Origin of the sequence: Colwellia chukchiensis (genome assembly GCF_002104455.1) — a bacterium.
Lineage (GTDB): Bacteria > Pseudomonadota > Gammaproteobacteria > Enterobacterales > Alteromonadaceae > Cognaticolwellia > Cognaticolwellia chukchiensis.
On record NZ_NBOC01000001.1, the window covers coordinates 268,472 to 290,806 of the forward strand.

Genomic DNA, 22,335 nt, shown 5'->3' on the forward strand with positions numbered 1-22,335 from the left:
AAGTTACAGCAAGTACCATACTGAAAGTTATAGACTTTTTACTTTCAGCTTAAATATAATTACAGCATAAACGGAAGAAAGCATGTCTAAGTACGATGACGTAAAAAATCAACTTAAACAGTCACCAAAAGTGTGGCTTGTTACCGGCGTAGCTGGTTTTATCGGCTCAAATTTATTAGAAACACTATTGCAATTAAACCAAAAAGTTATTGGTTTAGATAACTTTGCCACCGGCCATCAGCACAATTTAGACGAAGTAAAATCGGCAGTGTCGGCTCAGCAATGGCAAAATTTTAGCTTTATAAAAGGTGATATTCGCCATATTGAAGATTGTGAACAAGCCTTAAGTCTAGATAACTTAGCGGTTGATTACGTATTACACCAAGCCGCTTTAGGCTCAGTGCCGCGCTCGATTGCTGATCCTGTATTAACTAATTCCGCTAATATTACGGGCTTTGTTAATATGTTAACGGCGGCTAAAAACGCCAAGGTCAGCACCTTTGTTTATGCAGCGTCAAGCTCAACCTATGGCGACCACCCAGCACTACCTAAAGTGGAAGAAAACATAGGTAAGCCTTTATCGCCCTACGCAGTTACCAAATATGTAAACGAGCTGTATGCCGATGTGTTTCATAAAACTTATGGTTTTAATAGCATAGGTTTACGCTATTTTAACGTGTTTGGTAAACGCCAAGACCCCAATGGCGCTTATGCGGCAGTGATCCCTAAATGGACCGCGGCCATGATCGAAAATCAGCCGTTATATATCAATGGTGATGGGGAGACTAGCCGCGATTTTTGTTTTGTTGAAAACGCGGTACAAGCGAATATCTTAGCGGCAACAGCAGATGACGCCGGCAAAAATCAAGTTTACAATGTGGCGTTAGGTGACAGAACAACCCTCAACGAGTTATTTAGTAGCTTGGTCAATGCCTTAGCTGAAAATAAGGTTAATTATCAGCAAAGCGCGATTTATCGAGACTTCAGAGCAGGCGATGTGCGACACTCGCAAGCCGATATTGGCAAAGCTAAACAGCAACTTGGCTACCAACCCGAGTATCGTATTCAGCAAGGCATTAACAAAGCTATGCCTTGGTATATTAAACACTTATCTAAATAATTAAATTATTGTACGAATATCATACAGTGACTTGATGCCTAATTTACTTGCAATATTACCGTGTAATTAAGATGTAATGCTTAGTGGATAACCTTTACACAGCTATATGGACTCTTTATAATAGCCGTCCTTTTGATGGCTGCCGTGTTAAGTTTTAATATTTTACGCGTAACTGTCGGCTTCAATATAATATAATGCAAGAAAGTAGAAATAATATCGTGGACAAAAAAAGTCATCAAGGAACGAATAATTCATCATCAGCTCAGGTTGAAGGTAAAAACCATCCTGAACATCCGCATTATATTACCTATCCGCACCATGACATAGGGCAACAGTTATCTGAAGATGAGATTGATTTAGCTGAGCTGTGGCGAGCCTTATGGTCCGGAAAATTGATTATACTAACCATAAGTTTTGCGTTTGCTATAGCAGCAGCAGTTTATGCAATAAAGCTTCCTAATGTCTATAAAGCCACTACGCAGTTAGCACCTGCAAGTGAGCAAAATAGCGCCAGTGGTTTAGCAAAAATGGCGGGGCAGTTTGGCGGTCTTGCTAGTTTAGCGGGAATAAATTTAGGTAATAGTGGTACCGATAAAACAGGATTAGCACTGGAAGTGCTGCAATCGCGAATTTTTATTGAAAATTTTATTAATAAATACCAGTTGTTAGTGCCATTGATGGCTGCGGATTATTGGGATGCCGTTAGCAATACCCTGATATTAAATGATGAAATTTATAACGCTGATAATAATACTTGGCTCAGAGAAGTAAAAGCACCTAAAAGTCCTCAGCCCACATCTTGGGAAGCTTATGAAGCCTTTAAAAATAAGTTATCAATTTCGACTAGCAAAGAAACAGGAATAATTACTATCTCAATAGAGCATTATTCTCCTGAAATAGCGAAACAGTGGTTGCTCTGGCTTGTAGACGAAATCAATACCACTATGCGAGAGCAAGACAAAGCTGAAGCACAGCGTAGTATCGATTATTTAACAGAAAAACTAGAGGAAACTCAACTTGCTGATATGCAAACGGTTTTTTATCAACTGATAGAAGAGCAGTCAAAAACTATAATGCTAGCAGAAGTTTCCCTTGAATATGTACTGAAAACGATAGATCCGGCTAACGTACCTGATGAAAAAGACAGCCCTAAGCGTGCATTGATTGTCGTTTTAGGGGGATTGCTAGGCGGAATACTATCAGTATTAATCGTTTTAATACGCTATTTTACAAATAAATCACACTCCATTAATTCACAGTTTGCAGATATAGATGAAGCCGTAACTTTACAATCAGCTATTTCTTACGGAGTTAACGCAAAGCAGGAGTCAAATTAATATGATTATTACCGTCTTTACGGCTTTTTTTATTGCCTTTATGGCTATCAAGTTGTTTAAACCCATCGCCATTGATGTTGGCTTAGTTGATAAACCTAACGCCAGAAAGCTACACGAAGGTCAAATTCCGCTAATTGGTGGCATATCTATATTTGCCGCAGTATTAGCGGCAAGCCTGTTGTGGTTGCCAGATACGTTAGAATTGCGTATGTACCTTATTGCTTCAGCCATGATGGTGTTTATTGGTGCGCTTGATGACAAGTATGATCTTAAAGTTCGCATTCGCATTATTGGTCAAATAATTATCGCTAGCCTCATGATTTACGGTGTTGGTGGTTATATTTCAAATCTGGGCAATCTATTTAATTCTGGCAATATAGAGCTAGGTCCGTTTGGCATTATATTCACTTATGTAGCCATTATTGTTGTCATCAACGCTTATAACATGGTTGACGGTATTGATGGTCTCATCGGCAGTTTAAGCTTGAATACCTTTACCGCCATTGCCTTGCTATTCTTAATGGAAGAGCAAATGCAATACTTGAGCTATCCACTTATTTTAGTCACAGCCACTTTGCCCTACTTGATGTTTAATATGGGGTTCTTTAACAAAAAGACTAAAAAGATATTTATGGGTGATGCGGGCAGCATGTTTATTGGTTTAAGTGTTATTTGGTTACTCAGTATGGGCACACAAGGTGATAATGCTTCTTTTAGGCCAGTTACCGCGCTTTGGATTTGTGCTGTACCTTTAATGGATATGCTGGCAATAGTTATCAGACGTTATCGCAAAGGTAAGTCTCCGTTTAAGCCAGATAGAGATCATCTACACCATATTCTCATGCGTATTGGCTTTAATAGCAAACAAACGTTAGGCATCATTACTGTTCTTGCCGCTTTTATGTCGTTATTAGGTATTTTAGGTGAGGTTTACTTAGTGCCAGAATATATTATGTTTACTATGTTTTTATTGTCTTTTGCTGTTTACTCGTTAGTAATAAAAAATATTTCGAAACTAGCGCCTAGCTTTAAACCACTAAGTTAAAAGAAATATGTTAACAGGGGGATATCTGTGGTTCGCAAGTTAACCCGATATACCCTCTGCTCCTAAGACTTGTCAATGATCCAACAAGCATGAGTAACATTTCTCCACAACAAGATGTCGCGCATTTCGCTTTTAAAAGCGCATTCCAACCTACGAAACAAAATATTTTTTTACTAAAGAGCACAGTGTTTAAGTCAGAGGCTAAAGGGCGTTAATATTAGTTTCAATACTCGCTTGTTTTTAGTATGTTGTAAAAATAAATAACGTTTCATTTGAATATTTAGAGGTAGTATGAAAGTTACACGCAAAACGATGGGTTTTACATTAATAGAATTGCTGATTGTTATTGTAATATTGGGCTTGTTAATGTCCTTGGTGGCACCAAAAATGTTTTCCAAAGTTGACTCATCAAAACAAAAAACCGCGTTAGCGCAAATGCAAATGTTACAAACATCATTAGATACCTATCGCTTAGATGTTGGGGACTATCCAACAACATTAGCCGAGCTAAGACAATCTAATGCCGCCAATTGGGATGGTCCCTATATTCCGAAAAGTGTTCCTAATGACCCTTGGGGAAACCCATATTCTTATCAGTCTCCTGGCCCAAATGGTGAAGACTTCCTCTTAATGAGTTTAGGAAAAGATGGACAAGTTGGCGGTAAAGATGAAAATGAAGACTTGGTATATCAATAATGCAAGCACTGGAAAAGGTTCTTGTAAAGTTTGAAGTATCAAAACAAGACATAGAAAAAGCAAAAGCCTACCAAGCTAAATTTGGTGGGGCCTTGGAGCGTTTGCTTATTAATATGGGGAGCATTTCTGAAGATAGTTTGCCAGAAATTTATGCACAATTACTCAATGCCTCCATTTTACCACTAGACGCAATAGCAAATTGGCAACCACCGTCGCAAAGTTTACAGCTAAACCAGCAGTTTCTTATCGCGCGTGGGTGGGTTCCCTACCGCTTCGTTGAAGGACAATGGTGTTTTGCAACTGTATCTCCTTTAAATTGGGAAGTTCTACAATACTTAAGCAATAGCCAACTAGACTATCAGCGCATTATTGCAACAGATGAGGTGTTTGAACAGCTGAAATTAGCGAGTCAAGGGGATGATGTATCTGTTGCACAAGATTATGATTTACTCTCAGATGTTGAAGAAGACAAATTACGGGAGCTCGCCAGTGAAGCACCAACGGTTAACTTATTAAACTCCTTAATTGCACGAGCGTTAAAGCTAGGTGCGTCAGACATGCACCTTGAGCCACATAAAGGCCGTTACCGAGTGCGCTTTCGTGTTGACGGAGTCTTGCATGAAGTCGAATTATTGCCGTCACGATTACAACTGCCGGTTATCTCACGCTTAAAAATACTCGCCAATATGGATATCGCAGAAAAGCGTCGTCCACAAGATGGTAAAATTGAAATGAAAATATCTAACACAGGATTAGATATTCGTGTTTCTTCGTTGCCCTTAAATGAAGGTGAGAGCATGGTAATGCGCTTCTTACGCAAAGATGCAGTGCGTTATGATATGAGTGTGCTTGGGCTATCGCCAGATATTGAAGAAAAAATTAAGGCCGACTTAAAGCACACCGCAGGTGTCGTTTTATTAACAGGGCCAACAGGTAGTGGTAAAACCACCACCTTGTATACCTTTTTAAATGAACTCAATAATGACGATGTAAAAATAATCACCTTAGAAGATCCAGTTGAATATCAACTTGAAGGTGTCAATCAAGTACAAGTTAAGCCGGAAATAGGCTTTGATTTTAGTTCAGGCTTGCGCAGTATTGTTAGGCAAGATCCCGACATTATTATGATAGGTGAAATACGAGACCAAGAAACCGCACGTATTGCTATGCAGTCTGCCTTAACAGGGCATTTAGTCTTTAGTACAGTTCACACCAACGACGCGCCTAGTGCTTATACCCGGTTGTTGGATCTAAACGTTGAAGAGTTTCTGCTTAATGCTGCACTAGTCGCTATTATTGCTCAGCGTCTCGCCCGAAAAATATGCCCTCATTGCGCCACTCAAGACGAAAATGCAGCGGAATTAATTACCAAATATCAATTACATGCGCTGGCTCAGCAAAGTGGTATTGACACGATAAACTTGTTGAATGCTCAAGGATGTCAACAATGTGCTAATACAGGTTATAAAGGGCGTATGGCTGTTATCGAGTATTTGCGTTCCGACAGCGAAATCAGAGGCATGGCAAAAGATGAAAACTTTATTGAAAAAGCGAAAGCCTATAACCACAGCATCGGCAACAGAACCTTATTAGAAGATGGTTTAGTGAAAGCGATGCAAGGGTTAACGACGATAGATGAAGTGATTCGGGTTTGCGGCTAATGATCAGGTTTAATTATCACGCATATGATAACCACGGAGGTCAAGTCACTGGTCACATAGAGGCCAAATCTTATGATGACGCTAAACAACAGTTGCAAGTGCAAAAGCTGCTCATCACCTCATTGAAGGCTGAGCAAAAAGCAAAAATACAACATTCGTTTTTTGAGCGCAAAAAAGTCAGTTTGGAAGAGTTAGAGTTTATCACTTCTGAGTTGGCTATTTTGTTGAAGAATGGCGTAAAAATAGATCGCAGCTTAGCCATATTAAAACGTAACAAAGCCAATGGCGCTGCCGCTAAACTACTACAGGATTTACATACCGCCATTAAGCGAGGCAGTTTATTATCCGACGCTATGGCGGAACAACCACAGGTGTTTGATGCGCTGTATATCAATTTAGTCAAACTAGGTGAAGCCAGTGGTGATTTAGCTGATGTTTTTGATAAATTGTCAGCCGACCTTAAATTTAAAAGTGAATTAAAGCGTAAAATAATTCAGTCATTAACTTATCCACTAGTCATATTTAGTGTTTGTATTTTGTGTATATTGTTCATCTTTAACTATATTGTGCCACAAATGAGCAGCCTATTTGACGGCCTACCTGAGCTGCCCATCTATACCGAAATATTACTGTCGGTGAGTCGTTGGATGCAAAGCTATCAATGGTTTTTATTTATTGGTTTGGCGTTGTTGGTATTTTTACTGATTGCCGCTTTTAAAAACCCAGTTATTAAAGTCAGGCTAGATGAATTCATGCTAAAAATACCGCTGATTAAAGGCGCGCTACTTGTTACCGAGCGCATTCGCTTTAATTCAGCACTGACTATGATGCTTGATGGTGGAATTTCAATCGATAAAGCGCTTGAGCTTTCGGCAGGTAGTGTTAACAACCGCCATATACGCCAAGGATTAATTGCCGCTAAAGAGCAAGTAAAAAAAGGGCAGGGGCTAACCGAGTCACTGTCACGTAGTCCAATTTATCCTGACTTCTTCTTATCTTTGTTAGAAGTTGGTGAAGAAAGTGGCAAACTAGCACCGGTGTTTGCAGAAATTGCCTCGCGCTCGCGCAGTGAGTTTGAAAGTTGGGCTGATAAAATGACCTCAATACTTGAACCCTTGCTCATATTGACCATGGGCGGCATCGTCGGCAGTGTCGTAGTCACCATGTTACTCAGTATTATTTCGGTAAACGATCTCGGTTTCTAAATGTTGATATCTCAATTTAAAATTGTCGCAGCGCGTGGTTTAACATTAATTGAATTATTAGTGGTTATTTCAATCATGATGACCATGATTGCCTTAGTTGCTCCGCTTACCATTGACACGGTTAACAAAGCACAGGCACAAAGCGAGTATTTGTCATTAACGGCGACCATTCGACGGGCTAGCGTTGAAGCTTTTATTAATGGCGCTGGCGTTGATATTGAACTCAATAAAGATCAACTAAAAGCTTTTCGTATTAAACCGAGCTTTACCACATCAATGCAAACATCAGCCACAAATAAACAATTAATATTGCAAAAGCAGTATCAGTACCTGAGTTTTAACGACGACATAATTAAGTTAAATAAAAATGGCATCGCTAATATTAGCGACTTTGAGCTTAAACAAGGTAACTTAACTAAAACCATCAACATACTTGCGTTGCTAGAAAATTAATATGAGCACGGCACTGTGGCAAAGATCACCTCAACAAACTAACAAGGGTTTCACTCTCATTGAAGTGCTTGTGGCGTCATTTATTTTGTTTTTAGTGATCTCCGCAGTCACTATGGTTTACCGAGGTGCCTTGCTATCAAGTTTCAAGGCTGAGCGCGTGCTGACTTTTTCAGCGTTTGTTGCGCCGATAGCGGAACAAATCAGCATGGAAATTAAAGCAGAAAAAAAAGAGGAACAATTGCAGGGCAGTGGCACTATGGGGCAATTGAGTTTTACCTGGCATGCATCAGTAAATCAACAGTCTAAAGCGCCCGAACAATTTAATGCCGGCTCAGGACAAATGGACTCAGGTAATAAAACCTTTAAACTTTGGCAAGTAACTATGCAACTGCAGTTAAAAAACGCCGTACGTAATTATCAATTTAATGAGATCAGTTGGTGAAAAAAAATAGCGGCTTTACCTTAGTAGAAATGTTGGTCGCCATGGTTTTATTGTCTATGGTGCTATTAATCGCATCAAGTGCTTACGCGCTATTTAGTGAGCGATGGGATGGGCGTTTAGGGCACTTTAATCGTTCGGTTAAGCAAGCGAAACAGTTAATTTTGGTACAAGAAGCACTGAAAAGCGTGGTTTCTTACGTGGTTACTGATGATAACAAACGCGCAAAATTATACTTTGAAGGTAACCGCAACGGCTTTGTTGGCGTTACTTTACGTTCACTTTTTTCACCCGAAGTCGCCGCCGTGGTACGGGTACAAATTATCCAAAAAGCGGATTTTAGCTATCAACTCATTTATCAAGAGTCGGCTATGACCACGCAATTATTAACTCAAGCCAAGCAAGCATTAACCTTTACTGACGCTGTAGTTTTATACGATAACTTAACCGCAGTAGAGTTCCAATATTATGGTTGGCCTTCATTACGCGATAAACATTGGCAGGCTGACAGCGCCATCAGTGCTCGCCAAGCAAAAGCTTGGTTTAGCAACTACAACAGCTTAGAGCGCAATGTCCAGCCTGAGCAAATTAAAATAACCTTTAGCACAGAGCAAGGTGACTTTACACTATTGGTGCCATTAAGTGACTCAGTTCCCAACAGCTTAGCTCGCTACACTGAGCAGGTGTAACGCTATGCGCCGAGTTTTCAAGTCTACGCCATTACAGCGCCAACAGGGTATTGCATTACTGCAAGTGCTATTAATCAGCGCTATTATCAGTATTTTGGCGATCCGTTTTAGTATCACAGCGCGCGAGCAAGTGGCAACGTCTAGCGCATTTGAACAGCGCATAAAAGCAGCGCAACTATTAAAATCTACCCAAAACCAGATATTTTATACCTTACTAACGCAAAACCTTACGGCCACCGATAAGCTGTTGTTTCCCAATAGTGAAACTTGGAACTTTTATGGTCAGCCATTTACCTTAGTTGAAGACAATGAATATCGTGCTGTTCTGTCAATACAAGATAATGCAGGCCTACTTTCTCAGCAAAATAGCAACTCACCCTATTGGCGGCGAGTACTGTTAAATCTTGGCTATAACGAGGCTGAGGCGAAAGAAATACAAGGGCAACTAGAAGATTGGCAAGACAGCGACAGCGAGTCATGGCTAATAGGTAATCAAGAACCAGTAGCCTTGCCCAACGGTCAGCGTTATCGAAACCAACCCATACAATTAGCGCAGGAAATTGCTTGGTTTTTCACCAAGCAGTCTGAACTAGCACCGCTAATACAACACATAAGTACTCCGTTTCCGGGGGCTGGTATTAACTTATTGCATGCACCCGACTTGCTATTATCAACGTTTTTTAGCGAAGATATCGCTGCAGAATTAATACAACAGCGGCGAGAGGGAACTTTAACCAAGCGCGATATCATAAATGTGCTTGGTGATGCTTATGATGATGAACTGGTGTCTTTTTTTGCCGGTAACCAATTTAAAATAATTTTGCAAATAACCCTTGGTGAAGTCACGCTACAAGAAACGGTTGAAATACAAATACAAGCGCGTAAAACTGAGCCGCTACTGATATTTTCACGTTATTAAGTAACGACTATAAGCTGTGAAGAGATCATCAACCATTTAAACAAAAACAGCGTCTTTACTTCAGCAATAGTTCGCTCATCTTTTGCATGTTTTTTACTTGGTTTTTACTTGGTTTTTGCTCGGTTTTTGCTCGTAGTGTGCTTATAGCTCGGCAATAGCTTGTGATAAGTTCGTTAATAATTTACTAAGAAAAACGACAAAAAATACCATACAATTAATCGCTTTCAACCACCTACAAGTGTGTGTATAATTTCTTATTGGTATTCATTTAGCCACAAGAATAAGATTATCGCTTTGCAAACAGATAACAATCAAACAGAGCACGTGCCTCTTACCACAAAGTCATCGACTTCAGTTACCCGTTCACTCAGTCAATTTATGGCAGGCGCTTTTGCGGCGCAAGGTGGTTATTATGCTGACAAGCTATATCGTTTCCAAAGCGCTGAAAATGGTGAGCTACAATGTCAAGCATTGGCAGAAAACACTAAAGCAAGTTTTCGTTGGTTAGTGTTAGGGCGAGAACATTACTTTGAAACGAGTAAAGACTACCCGATTGCCAGTAAGCGAGACTTGAAAAAAGCACTACAATTTGACGATAACACAGCGCCTTTTAACGGCGTAACCTTGCGCCATATTGAGCGCCTTAATGAGCAAAGCCATCGGGTAACCTTTTGGGTTATTAACCCCAAAGTCTTTCAAGTATTAGCGACTCGTCCTTGGTTGCTGTTGCCAGAGTCATATGTTTTAGCTAAAAATATCAGCCCGCAGGCAAGCTTGGCCAGCGTAGCGCGCTTTAATCAAACACTATTTATTGCTAAAACCGGTCTAGGCATATTTTCAGGAATTCAATCTCAGTATGTTAACACCATAGAGCAATTTGCCTTTGCAACTGGCGCGCCGCTAAATAACGGCGATAACCAACCAATAGTAACGAGCAAAACCGAGTTTGTTAGCTACTTACAGCAAGGACTGACGCAGTTAGAGTTTCAGCATTTAGCGGGCTTTTTTCTCAGCAGAGAAAAAACCGATTGGCAGCAATACCCATGGAAAATGGCCACGATAGTAAGCGGTAGCTTCTTAGTGTGCTACTTTGCTTTGTCTAGTGCTTGGCTAGTGTATAAAAACCACCAACTAGAGCAACAACTTGCACAACAAAGTGAGCAGGTTAATATTGCATTAAACCTGCAAAAGCAATTGCGACAACAAATACAGTGGCAAGCCACGTTAGCGCAACCTTTGCAGCAACAAACACCTTATTGGAACGCTTGGCCGTTAGTGCTAGAAAGCATTCATGCAGGTGCTCGTATTACTGGGCTTGCTTATAAGGGCAATGCCATTACGATTAATGGGATAACGAAAGACGATAGCAAGGCCACCGATATATTAGCCAAATTAAGTCAAAATGCCATGGCGTTAGCGCCGTCATTTTCTAAACCGGTTAGAAAACACCGGGGTAGCGAGCAATTTGCCATCAGTTTTGGTCTGCAGCCTCAATATCAGCCGATAGAAAATCCGTCAGAAAATTTGCATAATGCCGGTAACACAACTGCTGCTGTGCAACCAAGTCGAGACCAAAACCATGCAAAATAATCGGAAAATGCTTTTGCTCGTATTGTTGGTCCTCTTGATAGCACGCTTTGTTATAGTGCCAATAGTTGACTGGCAAGATGAAAAGTTAGCCAGCATTGCTGCCAACAGCAATAATTTACACAAATCTGAGCAAGTGATAGCGCGCAGCGAAAAAATTGCCACCGAGCTAGCTCATGTTAAACAGCTTAATCAAACGCTGAGCGATAAATATTTTCAGCAAGCAAACTTAAACGACTTCAAACTTAAACTGCAACAACAACTTGAATCATTGTTTAGCCAGCATAACTTAAAAGTTAAAAATTTTAGCTGGGTGGCACATATTCCCGGTGATGTAGTGCAAGAGCGTGCCAATATAAGCTTTGAAGGGGAAATAAAAAACGTGGTTGCTCTGCAGCTCGCCATGGCACAATTACCGCAGTTATTGCAAATTATACAATGGAATTTTCCCATCAGAAATATGTCTGAAACATCATTAGGAACTACGCGCGGACAGCTGCTTGTAGCGGCGTATAATGTAGCTCCTACTAAATTGGCAAACTATCAAGGTGAAGGCTAAATGGCAGCAAGCGGCAAACTTTTGCAAACAATCACCGCCAAGCCGTTATTGCCTGTTTGGGCAATACTCGTGCTACTTAGCGTGCTAGATATCACAACGCGGCTTAATGTTGGTGACAATAGCCCTCAAAAACCTTGGCAACAAAGCGATCATCATATTACTCAAGGGCTACAAATTGATACTAAACATGCTGCAACAATTCGTCAGCTAATCAACGCCTATCAGCAACAAGATCAAACGCCTAGCGTTAACGATAACCGCATGTCTGACGCCCAGCAATTAGCGCAAAAGGGCGAATTAGCAGAATTGTTTTCAGGTGACTTACGCTATCGTCTATTGGGTATTTTTAAACAACAACAAGCCTTTGCGGTTATTGAGCAACACCATATGATCAGCGATGAAAAAGAAACACTAAAAATAACCTTACAGTCATCTTTAAATGGCTACCAAGTAAGAGATATAGCCAGTAATAAAATCGAACTCATAAGTAATGACCAACGCCAAGTAACACTATATTTATACCAAACGGCGCATTAGAGAAAATTAACAGCAAGTGAAGAGCTCCAATGAATTTAACCATTAATACTGTCACCGTTACCTTTTTTGCCTTAGTATTGTCAGGCTGTGCGTTATCGCCAAACAGCGATAAAGCAAAAACACAAGGACATAATCGCTACACCATAACTGACTCATACTTATCGTCAACAATGGTCAAAGCGGGTGAGCAAAACACCAACACGCAAACAAATAGTAGCGAAAACTCCAAAACAGCAATTGCTGGCGAGCAAATGCAAAGCTTAAAACCTTTAGCACGCGAAGATATTAACCTACGTAAAACGCAGCAACTTGCTGCCGCCTTTCCCGATCAACCGTCATTAACCGTTGCCGTAGACAACATGCCATTGCAAAGCTTTTTGCACTATGCGTTTGGCGAACTACTGCAAGTTAATTACATTATTGACAAAAGCGCGCAAAGCAGCGCCGAAAATATTACCCTAAATATTGCACAAAAAATTAGTCAGCGCCGCTTAATGGCGCTAACCAATGACCTACTTATCTCCCATGGTTTGTCACTACAATATAATGACGACTTATACTTTATTCATAAAGTTGAGAAAAACAAAAAAGGCCAAAATGTCGTCACCGCGGTAGGTAGAGAGCTCGATTCAGTACCCATGACCTCGCAAGAAATATTGCAAATAGTGCCGTTAAAGTTTGGCGTAAAAATCAGTATAGAGCGAGCACTGCGCACTTTAGTCGGCGTGCAAATTAGTACCGACTTAGACCAAAGCGCATTGTTTTTACAAGGCAAAAGAGAAGACATATTACGCTCGCTAGAGTTTATTCATTTACTTGATGCTCCTGCTAACCGCGGCAAAAATATCGGCTTAATTTCACTCACTTACATCACCAGTGCCGAATTCACCAAACAAGTAAAACTCTTATTAGAAAACGAAGGTGTCCCTGTCGCCATTGACCAAGCCGCAGGGAAAAACCTGGTTATGGTGCCCATAGAGCAAGTAGGCGCCATTGCCGTATTTGCTGCCAACAAAGCCATGTTAGAGCGGGTACGTTATTGGGCAAAATTAATTGATAAACCGCTACAAAGCTTATCAAAGCAATACTTTATGTATCACCCACAATATGCCCGTGCCTCCGACTTAGGCGACAGCTTGTCGGCACTATTTGGTGGCACTAGCGCAGCACGAAAATCATCTAACGCTAGCAATAAAACCACCACCAGTAGCACAGGTGTTGCACCTTCTGCTCAGCGCAACACAGGTGTCAGCAATGAAAACATGACTTTAGTGGTAGATGAACGTGCCAACGCGCTAATTTTTTATACCTCAGGTAGCGAATACCAATCACTTTTACCATTAATTAAAAAGTTAGACGTAATGCCCCGACAAGTGCTGCTTGATATAACCATTGCCGAAGTTACCTTAAGCGACGAGTTTAAACATGGGGTAGAGTGGGCAATAGAAAGCGGCGACGCCGTTTTTAGCACTAAAGGCGCTTTTGGTGTTACTGGTATTGGTGGTTTTAGTTTGGCACTTAATGGTATCGACGGTGAGCTTAATGCCAACTTTATCAGTACTAATAACTTAGTTAAGGTACTGTCAAATCCCTCGCTACTGGTGCGCGATGGTGTTTCTGCCACCATTAATGTTGGCTCAGACATTTCTGTGGTTGGACAAACCACAGCCGACCCTATTAATGGTGAACGACAAACCACCAGCTCAGAATATAGAAAAACTGGTGTCGATATTACCGTAACCCCGTCAATTAATGCCCAAGGCATTGTGATCATGGAAGTTAACCAAAGCATTTCTAATACCGTGCCTAACTCTTCTGGCGCAGGTGGTAACCCAGACATATTTGAACGCTCGTTAAAAACCGAAGTAGTAGCGCAAAGTGGCCAAACCATTATTTTGGGCGGTTTGATCAGTGAAAACGTAAACCAAAATGATAAAAAAACCCCGTGGTTAGCGGATGTTCCGCTTTTGGGGGCTTTATTTCAAGCGTCAGGTGATAGCAACAACCGCACCGAGTTAGTAATGCTAATTACCCCAAAAGTTATCGACCGTACCGACCAATGGCAAGAACTGACCGAGTCGTTTAAACAAAAAATGGAATATATCGGCTTTGCTGAGCAAACGCCAAAACAATAAACGCGCGAGGTAATGGTGCTTATAGTGTAACTGCCTCGTATTTGTGCTAATAACGCCAGCTAGTAACATAACTGTGCGACTAGTGCTTGAAATTATAGGTATTTACAGTAAACTTTCGATAATTTAACGATTACTGCAGTGCAAAAAAGTTAAGCGAGCAGCTATTGTTTTTATGCTTTTGGCTGAAATTTAGCCAAAGCAAGCTAATTAACAGCTTAGAAATAAAAGCTTAACTGAAAATATAGTTGACACACCTAAGTTAGTTGATTAAATTGGCGATTGCTTCAGCGTGGTTAATGTTGCTGGTTAGTATGGCTAATTAGTGTTAAAGTGCTGTAGTCTTTTAACGTTAAATAAAAAAATTATGGTTCTCTGTTTCAAGAAATAAGAAGCCAGAGATCATTTTCATGAAAATTAAGGATTAAAAATGTTTAAAAAAACACTTCTTGCGGCATCGATCGCTGCTATGTCAACCGGTGCTTTTGCTGTTAATGTTGCATCTACAGCATTAGAACACTCAAATGAAGGTGTGCAAACAGCCGCTACTATCGCAGCAGCTGCAGCAACCGCGACATTAAAAGCTGAGTACAAACAAGACGACTTAATTACTTTTACCTTCAGCCAAGATCTTGATGCCGCTTTTGTTGCTGCTACTACGATCAACGCTACTCTTGTTGGTGCTGGTGGTGGTGATGAGATGGTTCTTGGTAAGTTAAGCCAAGATGCTAACTCAGTTACTTACCGTGTAACTAGCTTGTCATTAGGTAATGGCGCAACTACAACTGTTGGTGCGACTGTTGCTATTGAAGCTGTAACTTTCCCAGGCGCTGCTTTACGTGCTGCCGGCACTGCAACAGTAACTTACAGTGCAACATTGTCTAACGGTACTACACCATTAGATCAAGCTACAGGTGGTGACACAGCGACAGCTACTATCGTTGACTTAGTTGACCAATATGCAACTTCAGTAACTACTGGTTTTGACGGTGTTATTGACGTTGAAGATAACCGTGAAACATTTGAAGGTGCTGCTTCAGCTGATACTGTAACTGTTGCTCTAGTTAACACTGCAGCGGCTGACATTAATGCTACATTAAACACCGTAACTTACACAGTTAACGGTAACTTCGCATTCCTAGATACTGACCCAGTAACAGCTGGTGTTCAGTTAGGTACTAACACAGTAACTGTTGATTTCGGTACAGTTGACTCAGTAGAAGCTGATAAAATTGTAGTCAGCCACAACGCTGCCGTAGCAGTAACGTTAACTATTGACAATGTAGAAGCGGGTGTATTACCAACACAAACATTCTCTGTTGACGCGGTAGTTAACTATGATGATAACGATGCTGCTACACACGATTCTGCAGTTGCAAGTCACGCTGCTGGTGAGTGGACAATTAACGGTTCAGAAGTTACTTTCCCATACGCACCAGTAGGTTACGATCACATCGTAACGCAATTTGAAATTGCTAACTCAGGTAACCAAGACGGTGACATCATTTTAACTGCTTTTGATACTGCGGGTAACACTTACTCTGCAACACTACCACAAAAAGCTGAAGCAGGTAAGTTAACAAAAATTGGTTTTGACGACGTTACAACTGCTTTTGGTTTAACTGCTGGTACTAAGTTAAGCCTTACTATTACAACAACTGCTCCTGCAGGCGACATCAAAATTACTGGTTACAGTAACTTAAATGACGCTGGCCGTATGTCACTATTAAGTGATGCATACGAAGGTATGTAATTAGTCGTTAATCATCTACCTTTAGTAGATAATTAATTAGCTAAATAGTAAAAATAAAAAACGACCTTAGGGTCGTTTTTTTATGCATAAAATTTGCCTTATTCATGCGAAAGTAGCTTAATTTTCGCTTAGACTTGCCAAGGCATGCCTGATAGGTTTTAATACGCTTTTTTTAAATCATTGGACGATCGTGAAAAAATCTTCGCCATTATTGAGCACCTTATGGTTAGCCAGTGAAAAACTGTGCGCCATGGCATTGGTGCTACTCACCACGCTAATATTAGCTCGCCACCTAGGGCCAGACGCGTTTGGACAATTAAATTACCTAGTGGCCATTGTCAGTTTAATTAGTCCCTTTGCCGCTATGGGCTTAAATGCCATTGTTACCCGCGAATTAGTGTTAAAACCTGAAGCTAACGACACCATACTGGCCAGTGCCTTGGGGCTACGCTTGCTAGGCGCAGCAGTGGCGTCGTTAGTGGTATTTATTGCTGCGCCTTGGTTTGTTGAGCCAGGATTTAGGCTCGCGTTTAGCATGTTGTTAATTGCCAATTTATTTACCGCCTTTTTACTGTTTGATTATTGGTTACAAGCCCATGTGGCCAATCGTTATGCCGCCAAAGCACGACTTGGCGTATTAATATTGCTGACTATCACTCGTTTGCTGGCGGTATATTTTGATGCACAATTGCAGGTTTTTGTTTGGCTCGCCGCCGCCGAAATCGCCTTAACGGGTCTGGCATTTTTACTGGTGTATATGCTCAAAGGTAATGGCATTGCACAATTACGTTTTTGCGCAACTACCGCAAAATCACTACTGGCGCAGTCATGGTGGTTAATGCTGTCTGGGTTGGCGGCTATCGTGTATTTAAAAATTGACCAAGTAATGCTTGGGCAATTAAGCAGCCACCAACAAGTGGGCATATATGCGGTGGCATCGCGTTTATCGGAAGTTTGGTACTTTTTCCCCGTGGCTTTAGTTAGCTCGTTTTTTCCAAAGCTATTAACCAGTAAAACCACTTGCACCGACCAATATCAACAGCAGTTACAGCAATTAAACGACGCGCTGTTTGTGGTGGCGTTATTGCTAGCGATAGTGGTGATGTTTATTGCCGAGCCTATCATTATCCTTTTGTTTGGTAACAGTTATCAGGCCTCGGCTGCGGTATTATCGATTCATATTTGGGCTGGCGTGTTTATTTTTATGCGTGCTTTGCTCAGTAAGTGGTTACTGGCCGAAAACCTATTACGCTTTTCGCTAATCACCCAGATTGCTGGCGCGTTACTCAATATCGCGGCTAACTATTGGTTAATACCAATACATGGCGCGCTTGGTGCCGCTGTGGCAACTGTGTTAAGCTACGCCGCCGCTTCGTATTTAGCCTTGTTTTTACATGCTAAAACCTGGCCAATGGCAAAAATAATTACGGCGTCATTTTTATTGCCCTTTCGCTTCGCGCTAAAGGGCCGAACAATATATCAAAAGCTGGAGAAATAATGCGCGCATTATTGAAACGTATCATCACCAAAGAGCAAGTCGAACAACTGCGTATGCGACTAGAGCAATTTGACCGCTTTATACTGCCTTTTTTCGTTAAAAGTCGCTTTTTATCATCGTTTTATTATTGTTTTTTTAGCCGTCGTTTTGCCAGAGAACACCAGTCGGTACTTAAAGGCAGGATTCAATATTATGCCAACTCTGACGCGCCTGAAAACTCCAGTGTGTTATTACGCCGTAATATTCATCGCTTAGAAAAAGGCATTATTATGCGCCCACAGCGAGCAACATTTGCCGAAGGTTATATTGGCGAAACCGTGGCGCAATTTAATAAATGTTTTCGCGCTAAACGCTTAAATGGTGAAGAAGAAAAGTGGGCCAAAGAAGTGCTGTTGCGTTATTTTGCTTTGGTTGGCGAGTCAGACATTATTAATGCTGCACGTCGCGAATTTTTCGACGCTATGGCTGACCAGCAAAACTGTGATAAAAATTTAGCCTCTGTGCCTTATGCCCATAAAGATATTGTTCGCGCAGACATTAGCTTTGAACAATTTAAGCAACTTTGTGTACAGCGCCGTTCAGTGCGCTGGTTTCAAGATAAACCTGTGCCCCGTGAGTTAATTGACAACGCGCTAAACGCCGCAACACTAGCGCCCAGTGCGTGTAACCGCCAACCGTTTGAGTTTTATTTGTTTAACGAGCCAGAGCAAGCGCAAAAAGTGGGTGCGATTCCTATGGGTACGGCAGGCTTCTCACATAACTTTCAGTCAGTTGTTGTGGTGGTAGGTGACTTAGCGGCATACCCTTACGAGCGCGATCGCCATGTTATTTATATTGACGGCTCATTGGCGGCAATGCAATTTATGCTAGCCCTTGAAACGCAAGGTTTAGGCTCTTGTGTTATTAACTGGCCTGACGTTGAACAGCTAGAGAAAAAAATGTCAAAACTATTGAAGTTATCGCATAATCAGCGCCCGTTAATGGTTATTTCGCTTGGATATGCTGACCCTGAAGGTAAAATACCCTTCTCACAGAAAAAAAGCGCAAAAGAATTGATTAAGGAAGTATCGTTGTGATTATTGAGTTAAAAGGCGTTGAGTTTGAAAACAAAGGTGCTGAGCTAATGTTGCACGGCATATTGCAACGCATTGAGCAATATTGGCCTGATGCTGAAATAGCCTTAACACCAGGTGCTAAAGCCCCTTATAAATTAAGAGCGTCGTTAGGCGCGTGGCAGAAGTTATCGCTACGTAAGTCATATTTAGATGTTAATTTTTTAGCAAAATTTCTCCCTAATATATTAACCGCTAAACTGAAAGGTTTTGGTATTGTCACCGAAGCCGATATAGATGTGATTATTGATGCTTCAGGTTTCTCCTACTCTGATCAGTGGGGATCAGACTTACGAGTGAGGCACGCGGCTGCCGAAGCTAGCAGATTAAAAGCGAAAGGTGGTGCTTACATTTTTATGCCACAAGCCATGGGGCCTTTTAATCAAGATAGCACGCAGAAATTGATCAAAAATGGTTTTCCAAATGCTGCCTTGGTGTGTGCCAGAGATAAGGATACTTATAATCATTTATTTCAAGCCAGTGGTGGTTTTTCGTCACTTAGACAATACAAAGATTTTACCAATGCAGTAACTGGCATAGTGCCTGAGTATTTTGTCGATGGTGATAAAAAGCTATGCATTATTCCCAATAAAAATATGGTTAATCCACGAAATAAACATAGTCAGTGGTTAGACTCTTATATTGACACTTTAGTGAGCTTTGCACATTTAGCCGTTGAAAAGAAGCTGACGCCATTTTTATTAAATCATGAAGGTGATGAAGATGGTGAAGTAATTGCAAAAATTATTGAAAAGTTTGGCCAACCACTTGAGGTGATCAAGGAAGAAAATCCATTAATGGTAAAAGGTATAATTCAAGCATCAAAAGTTGCTGTTTGTTCACGTTATCATGGCTGTATTAGTGCGCTATCTGCAGGTAAGTCTTGCATCGGCACATCGTGGAGCCATAAGTATGAGCGATTATATGAAGAATATAACGCTGAAGCATTGCTGATTAAGCCGAAAATGACACATGAAGCCTTAAGTGAAGTGCTTAGCCTTGCATTAGATACAGAGTCAGAGGTCGCCAAAGAAGTCGCCAAAAAAGCTTCAGTATTTAAACAAGAAACCGAGCAACTTTGGCAAGACGTTAAGGCTATTGTTGATTCGATAGCGCAGGCGAAAAAATAGTCATGCAACGGAATGTAATTTTACTGAGTAATGCTTACTGGCCGTCAATTGGTGGGATCGAGAACTCACTGCGTCACTTAGCTATTGAAGCGCAAGAGGCTGGCGATAATGTTGAAATTATTGTTAGTGATATTGGTGTGCCAGCAAGTGATGAAGATCGGCTTGCAACTGTCATTGATGGCATCAAAGTAAGCCGTTACCCCATCGCGCCTTTTAGTCATGCGCTGTTCAAGCCATTTAATATTGTTGCAAGTAGTTGGCAATTGTATCGTCTGATGAAAAGCAAGTTTCATGAACAGCCTAATGCTATTGTTGTTGCTCGTTTTCATTTTTGCGCGGTGGCGGCAATCTTAGCTGGCTTTGCTAGTGTTCGCTACCTAGTGCCTTCTATTGTCTCTAATCAATATCGTGGTGAAAAAAGTAATGAAGAAGCGTTTTTAACTAAGTTAAAGCGATACTCATTTATCGCATTACACAGTTTAGTACAAAAAAAAGCATTGCAGCGCTGTAAAAACTTTGTATTTAGTGAAACCATGCGTATGCAGTGCATGGGTTTAGCCAAAAACAAAGCCGAAGATTATATGTTAACTAAGCCTGGCGTTGATCAAAGTCGCTTTTGTCTTGCTGGCTTACAGCAACGCATAGCACTTAGGCGTAAGTTGTCATTACCTGAGGATATACCTTTAGTGTTATTTGTCGGTCGTTTTGTTAAAGCTAAGGGGGTTGATCTACTGATCGAAGCCATGAGTAAGGTAGCAACGAATTGCCACTTGGTACTGGTTGGTGGCGGGGACGAAAGGCCTGCGTTTATTACACATATAAAAACCTTGGGTTTAACGGATAAAGTTACCATTGTAGATCCACTTCGAACCGTTGAAGATTATTATCGTTGTGCCGATATTTTTGTGATGAGTTCTCGATACGAACCACTGGGGCAAACGCTGTTAGAGGCATTTTCTTCAGGGTTACAAGTTGTAGCATTTAATCGCAATAGTGGCGTAAATACGGCCACAGAGGAGTTAGGTATGAATAACTTTGTACATTACTCTAAAAGTCTTTCTGGCGACGCGTTAGCTGTCGCTGTTGATAAGACTTTAAACAAACTCAATGAAGAAAAACGTAATAACGCCTCAAAGGCCGCTTTTGAAAAGTTCTCATGGCAGAAGCTATATGCAAGTTTAGTTGATTAAAAAAGTGAAAGCTTGTTATAGGCCGCAGCGCAAAGAAGCAACACTATTTGAGAAAAAAGTAGTGTTTACGTTTTTGTTTTTGTTATTGCCCATTTTTGACATGATAAATGGCTTTTTGGTGGTGGGTGGCTACATTTCAGCTGGAGGCTTGGCTTCTCCCTCACAGCTCGGGCGGTTGATCGCAACGGCAATACTTCTATTCGTCTCGTACCGCTACAAACTCAATATAATTTGGGCAGTGATCGTTGTTTACCCTCTTTGTGTTGAGGTTATTGCAGGTTTTATACATTTAAATGATTATGGTTTTCTTTTTGGTGTAATGTCGAGCTATAAACTTATTTATTTGTTTTTTATGTGTTTAGTGCTGTCGTTTTATTGTCAAAAGCCTGCAGATATATCTCTATTAGCTTGGTTCTTAAAACTTAACTTATTAATGATTTCCTGTAGCTTGGTATTTTCTTTAATAACCGGTTTAGGCAATGAAACCTATGGTTATGGTTTTGGTACTAAAGGTTTTTTTGCATCCGGTAATGGTATTGGCGTCTATATGGGCGTTTGTAGTTTGATAATGTTAGGCTTTAAGCAATATGGCTTGTATCAAAATGTTCGCAGTTCAACACTAGTATTTTTTGCTATAGCAACTGCGATTATAGGCTCAAAAACTGCATTGGTTTTTTCATTAATCTTACTTTTTTTGCTAGTTTGGTATTCTAAATATAGATATCTAGCGATGATTATTACAATTATCTTATTTATTTGGGGGTTGCCTAAATTAATAGAAGTTTTTACCGTCGTTTTTGATATTGTTATTAAGCGCTATGAGTTGTCAGAAAGTTTGCTTGCTTTCTTAGGGAGCGGGCGAGTAAATTTTGTTGAGGAAGCATTAGATATTTTTTATGGACAAGAATCTATAGTTACTCGCTTAATCATTGGTAGTGGTGCTTTTCTATCTTTTCAAAATCCTTTACATGTTTCTGCTTACGATACGTTAGAAACAGATATATTTGATATTTTATTTATGTATGGAATCGTTGGCGTAACTGTATATTTGCTTTTTTTCATACGTTTAACCTTTTTGTTAAAACACTATGTTATTTTTTTATTGGCAGCAGTCCTGCTTTTTATTCACTCTCTTGTAGCTGGCCATGTTATCTTTAATGGGCTCAGTGTCTTTGTAATTGCAATTCTAAGAGTCCTCGGTCGATATTTAAGTCAGAGCCAGACGAGTAGAGATTACAATGTGCGCAAAGTTAACAACTTCAAAGAAAACTGA

At 40.6% G+C, this 22,335-nt stretch carries 20 protein-coding genes; all 20 read left to right on the forward strand.

Annotated elements, in window-relative coordinates; translation table 11 throughout:
* The first annotated feature begins 82 nt into the window (after positions 1 to 82).
* The 20 genes from B6K83_RS01295 to B6K83_RS01390 all read left to right on the forward strand — a co-directional run bounded on the left by B6K83_RS01295 (position 83) and on the right by B6K83_RS01390 (position 22,335).
* A complete protein-coding gene (locus B6K83_RS01295) occupies positions 83 to 1,120 on the forward strand; it encodes an NAD-dependent epimerase/dehydratase family protein (protein ID WP_085282465.1) in 1,038 nt (345 codons plus the stop codon).
* 218 nt (positions 1,121 to 1,338) lie between these two features.
* Positions 1,339 to 2,457 carry a Wzz/FepE/Etk N-terminal domain-containing protein gene (locus B6K83_RS01300; RefSeq protein WP_233143770.1) on the forward strand — a complete coding sequence of 373 codons (1,119 nt, stop codon included), beginning with the start codon at positions 1,339 to 1,341 and terminating at the stop codon, positions 2,455 to 2,457.
* A gap of 1 nt (position 2,458) precedes the next feature.
* Positions 2,459 to 3,502: a UDP-N-acetylglucosamine--undecaprenyl-phosphate N-acetylglucosaminephosphotransferase gene (gene wecA, locus B6K83_RS01305; protein ID WP_332888829.1), complete on the forward strand. Its 1,044-nt coding sequence runs from the start codon at positions 2,459 to 2,461 to the stop codon at positions 3,500 to 3,502.
* A gap of 291 nt (positions 3,503 to 3,793) precedes the next feature.
* Positions 3,794 to 4,198, forward strand: a complete 405-nt coding sequence (gene gspG / locus B6K83_RS01310) for a type II secretion system major pseudopilin GspG (protein WP_085282471.1) — start codon at positions 3,794 to 3,796, stop codon at positions 4,196 to 4,198.
* Positions 4,198 to 5,859, forward strand: coding sequence for a GspE/PulE family protein (locus B6K83_RS01315; protein ID WP_175474804.1), 1,662 nt, complete (start codon positions 4,198 to 4,200; stop codon positions 5,857 to 5,859). The genes gspG and B6K83_RS01315 overlap by 1 nt, the downstream gene beginning before the upstream one ends.
* On the forward strand, positions 5,859 to 7,064 hold the full coding sequence (locus tag B6K83_RS01320; protein WP_085282473.1) for a type II secretion system F family protein: 1,206 nt from the start codon (positions 5,859 to 5,861) through the stop codon (positions 7,062 to 7,064). The genes B6K83_RS01315 and B6K83_RS01320 overlap by 1 nt, the downstream gene beginning before the upstream one ends.
* Complete coding sequence (locus B6K83_RS01325; protein ID WP_085282475.1) at positions 7,065 to 7,517, forward strand: pilus assembly FimT family protein; 453 nt, start codon at positions 7,065 to 7,067, stop codon at positions 7,515 to 7,517.
* 1 nt (position 7,518) lies between these two features.
* Complete coding sequence (locus B6K83_RS01330; protein WP_085282477.1) at positions 7,519 to 7,959, forward strand: PilW family protein; 441 nt, start codon at positions 7,519 to 7,521, stop codon at positions 7,957 to 7,959.
* On the forward strand, positions 7,956 to 8,645 hold the full coding sequence (locus tag B6K83_RS01335) for a prepilin-type N-terminal cleavage/methylation domain-containing protein (RefSeq protein WP_085282479.1): 690 nt from the start codon (positions 7,956 to 7,958) through the stop codon (positions 8,643 to 8,645). Before B6K83_RS01330 ends, B6K83_RS01335 begins: the two co-directional genes overlap by 4 nt.
* Positions 8,646 to 8,649: 4 nt before the next feature.
* Positions 8,650 to 9,564 (forward strand): type II secretion system protein GspK, encoded by a 915-nt coding sequence (locus B6K83_RS01340; protein WP_085282481.1) that lies wholly within the window; start codon positions 8,650 to 8,652, stop codon positions 9,562 to 9,564.
* Positions 9,565 to 9,858: 294 nt separating this feature from the next.
* Positions 9,859 to 11,154 carry a hypothetical protein gene (locus B6K83_RS01345; RefSeq protein WP_085282483.1) on the forward strand — a complete coding sequence of 432 codons (1,296 nt, stop codon included), beginning with the start codon at positions 9,859 to 9,861 and terminating at the stop codon, positions 11,152 to 11,154.
* Positions 11,144 to 11,710, forward strand: coding sequence for a hypothetical protein (locus B6K83_RS01350; RefSeq protein ID WP_085282485.1), 567 nt, complete (start codon positions 11,144 to 11,146; stop codon positions 11,708 to 11,710). The genes B6K83_RS01345 and B6K83_RS01350 overlap by 11 nt, the downstream gene beginning before the upstream one ends.
* Complete coding sequence (locus B6K83_RS01355) at positions 11,711 to 12,247, forward strand: hypothetical protein (RefSeq protein WP_085282487.1); 537 nt, start codon at positions 11,711 to 11,713, stop codon at positions 12,245 to 12,247.
* 29 nt (positions 12,248 to 12,276) lie between these two features.
* Entirely contained in the window at positions 12,277 to 14,382 is a 2,106-nt protein-coding gene (locus tag B6K83_RS01360) for a secretin N-terminal domain-containing protein (protein ID WP_085282489.1), read from the forward strand.
* A gap of 427 nt (positions 14,383 to 14,809) precedes the next feature.
* Positions 14,810 to 16,132, forward strand: a complete 1,323-nt coding sequence (locus B6K83_RS01365) for a hypothetical protein (protein ID WP_085282491.1) — start codon at positions 14,810 to 14,812, stop codon at positions 16,130 to 16,132.
* A gap of 190 nt (positions 16,133 to 16,322) precedes the next feature.
* Entirely contained in the window at positions 16,323 to 17,630 is a 1,308-nt protein-coding gene (locus tag B6K83_RS01370; RefSeq protein WP_085282493.1) for a flippase, read from the forward strand.
* The gene (locus B6K83_RS01375) at positions 17,630 to 18,706 is read left to right on the forward strand and encodes a nitroreductase family protein (protein ID WP_085282495.1); all 1,077 of its coding nucleotides are present in this window, start codon (positions 17,630 to 17,632) and stop codon (positions 18,704 to 18,706) included. Before B6K83_RS01370 ends, B6K83_RS01375 begins: the two co-directional genes overlap by 1 nt.
* Positions 18,703 to 19,872, forward strand: a complete 1,170-nt coding sequence (locus B6K83_RS01380; protein WP_085282497.1) for a polysaccharide pyruvyl transferase family protein — start codon at positions 18,703 to 18,705, stop codon at positions 19,870 to 19,872. Before B6K83_RS01375 ends, B6K83_RS01380 begins: the two co-directional genes overlap by 4 nt.
* 2 nt (positions 19,873 to 19,874) lie before the next feature.
* A complete protein-coding gene (locus B6K83_RS01385) occupies positions 19,875 to 21,062 on the forward strand; it encodes a glycosyltransferase family 4 protein (RefSeq protein WP_085282498.1) in 1,188 nt (395 codons plus the stop codon).
* 4 nt (positions 21,063 to 21,066) lie between these two features.
* Complete coding sequence (locus B6K83_RS01390; RefSeq protein ID WP_158088302.1) at positions 21,067 to 22,335, forward strand: O-antigen ligase family protein; 1,269 nt, start codon at positions 21,067 to 21,069, stop codon at positions 22,333 to 22,335.

Bases quoted from the DNA above. Each gene is read 5' to 3' on its own strand.
- B6K83_RS01295 (WP_085282465.1), top strand. From the start codon at position 83: ATGTCTAAGTACGATGACGTAAAAAATCAACTTAAACAGTCACCAAAA.
- wecA (WP_332888829.1), top strand. From the start codon at position 2,459: ATGATTATTACCGTCTTTACGGCTTTTTTTATTGCCTTTATGGCTATC.
- gspG (WP_085282471.1), top strand. From the start codon at position 3,794: ATGAAAGTTACACGCAAAACGATGGGTTTTACATTAATAGAATTGCTG.
- B6K83_RS01315 (WP_175474804.1), top strand. From the start codon at position 4,198: ATGCAAGCACTGGAAAAGGTTCTTGTAAAGTTTGAAGTATCAAAACAA.
- B6K83_RS01320 (WP_085282473.1), top strand. From the start codon at position 5,859: ATGATCAGGTTTAATTATCACGCATATGATAACCACGGAGGTCAAGTC.
- B6K83_RS01325 (WP_085282475.1), top strand. From the start codon at position 7,065: ATGTTGATATCTCAATTTAAAATTGTCGCAGCGCGTGGTTTAACATTA.
- B6K83_RS01330 (WP_085282477.1), top strand. From the start codon at position 7,519: ATGAGCACGGCACTGTGGCAAAGATCACCTCAACAAACTAACAAGGGT.
- B6K83_RS01340 (WP_085282481.1), top strand. From the start codon at position 8,650: ATGCGCCGAGTTTTCAAGTCTACGCCATTACAGCGCCAACAGGGTATT.
- B6K83_RS01350 (WP_085282485.1), top strand. From the start codon at position 11,144: ATGCAAAATAATCGGAAAATGCTTTTGCTCGTATTGTTGGTCCTCTTG.
- B6K83_RS01355 (WP_085282487.1), top strand. From the start codon at position 11,711: ATGGCAGCAAGCGGCAAACTTTTGCAAACAATCACCGCCAAGCCGTTA.
- B6K83_RS01360 (WP_085282489.1), top strand. From the start codon at position 12,277: ATGAATTTAACCATTAATACTGTCACCGTTACCTTTTTTGCCTTAGTA.
- B6K83_RS01365 (WP_085282491.1), top strand. From the start codon at position 14,810: ATGTTTAAAAAAACACTTCTTGCGGCATCGATCGCTGCTATGTCAACC.
- B6K83_RS01375 (WP_085282495.1), top strand. From the start codon at position 17,630: ATGCGCGCATTATTGAAACGTATCATCACCAAAGAGCAAGTCGAACAA.
- B6K83_RS01385 (WP_085282498.1), top strand. From the start codon at position 19,875: ATGCAACGGAATGTAATTTTACTGAGTAATGCTTACTGGCCGTCAATT.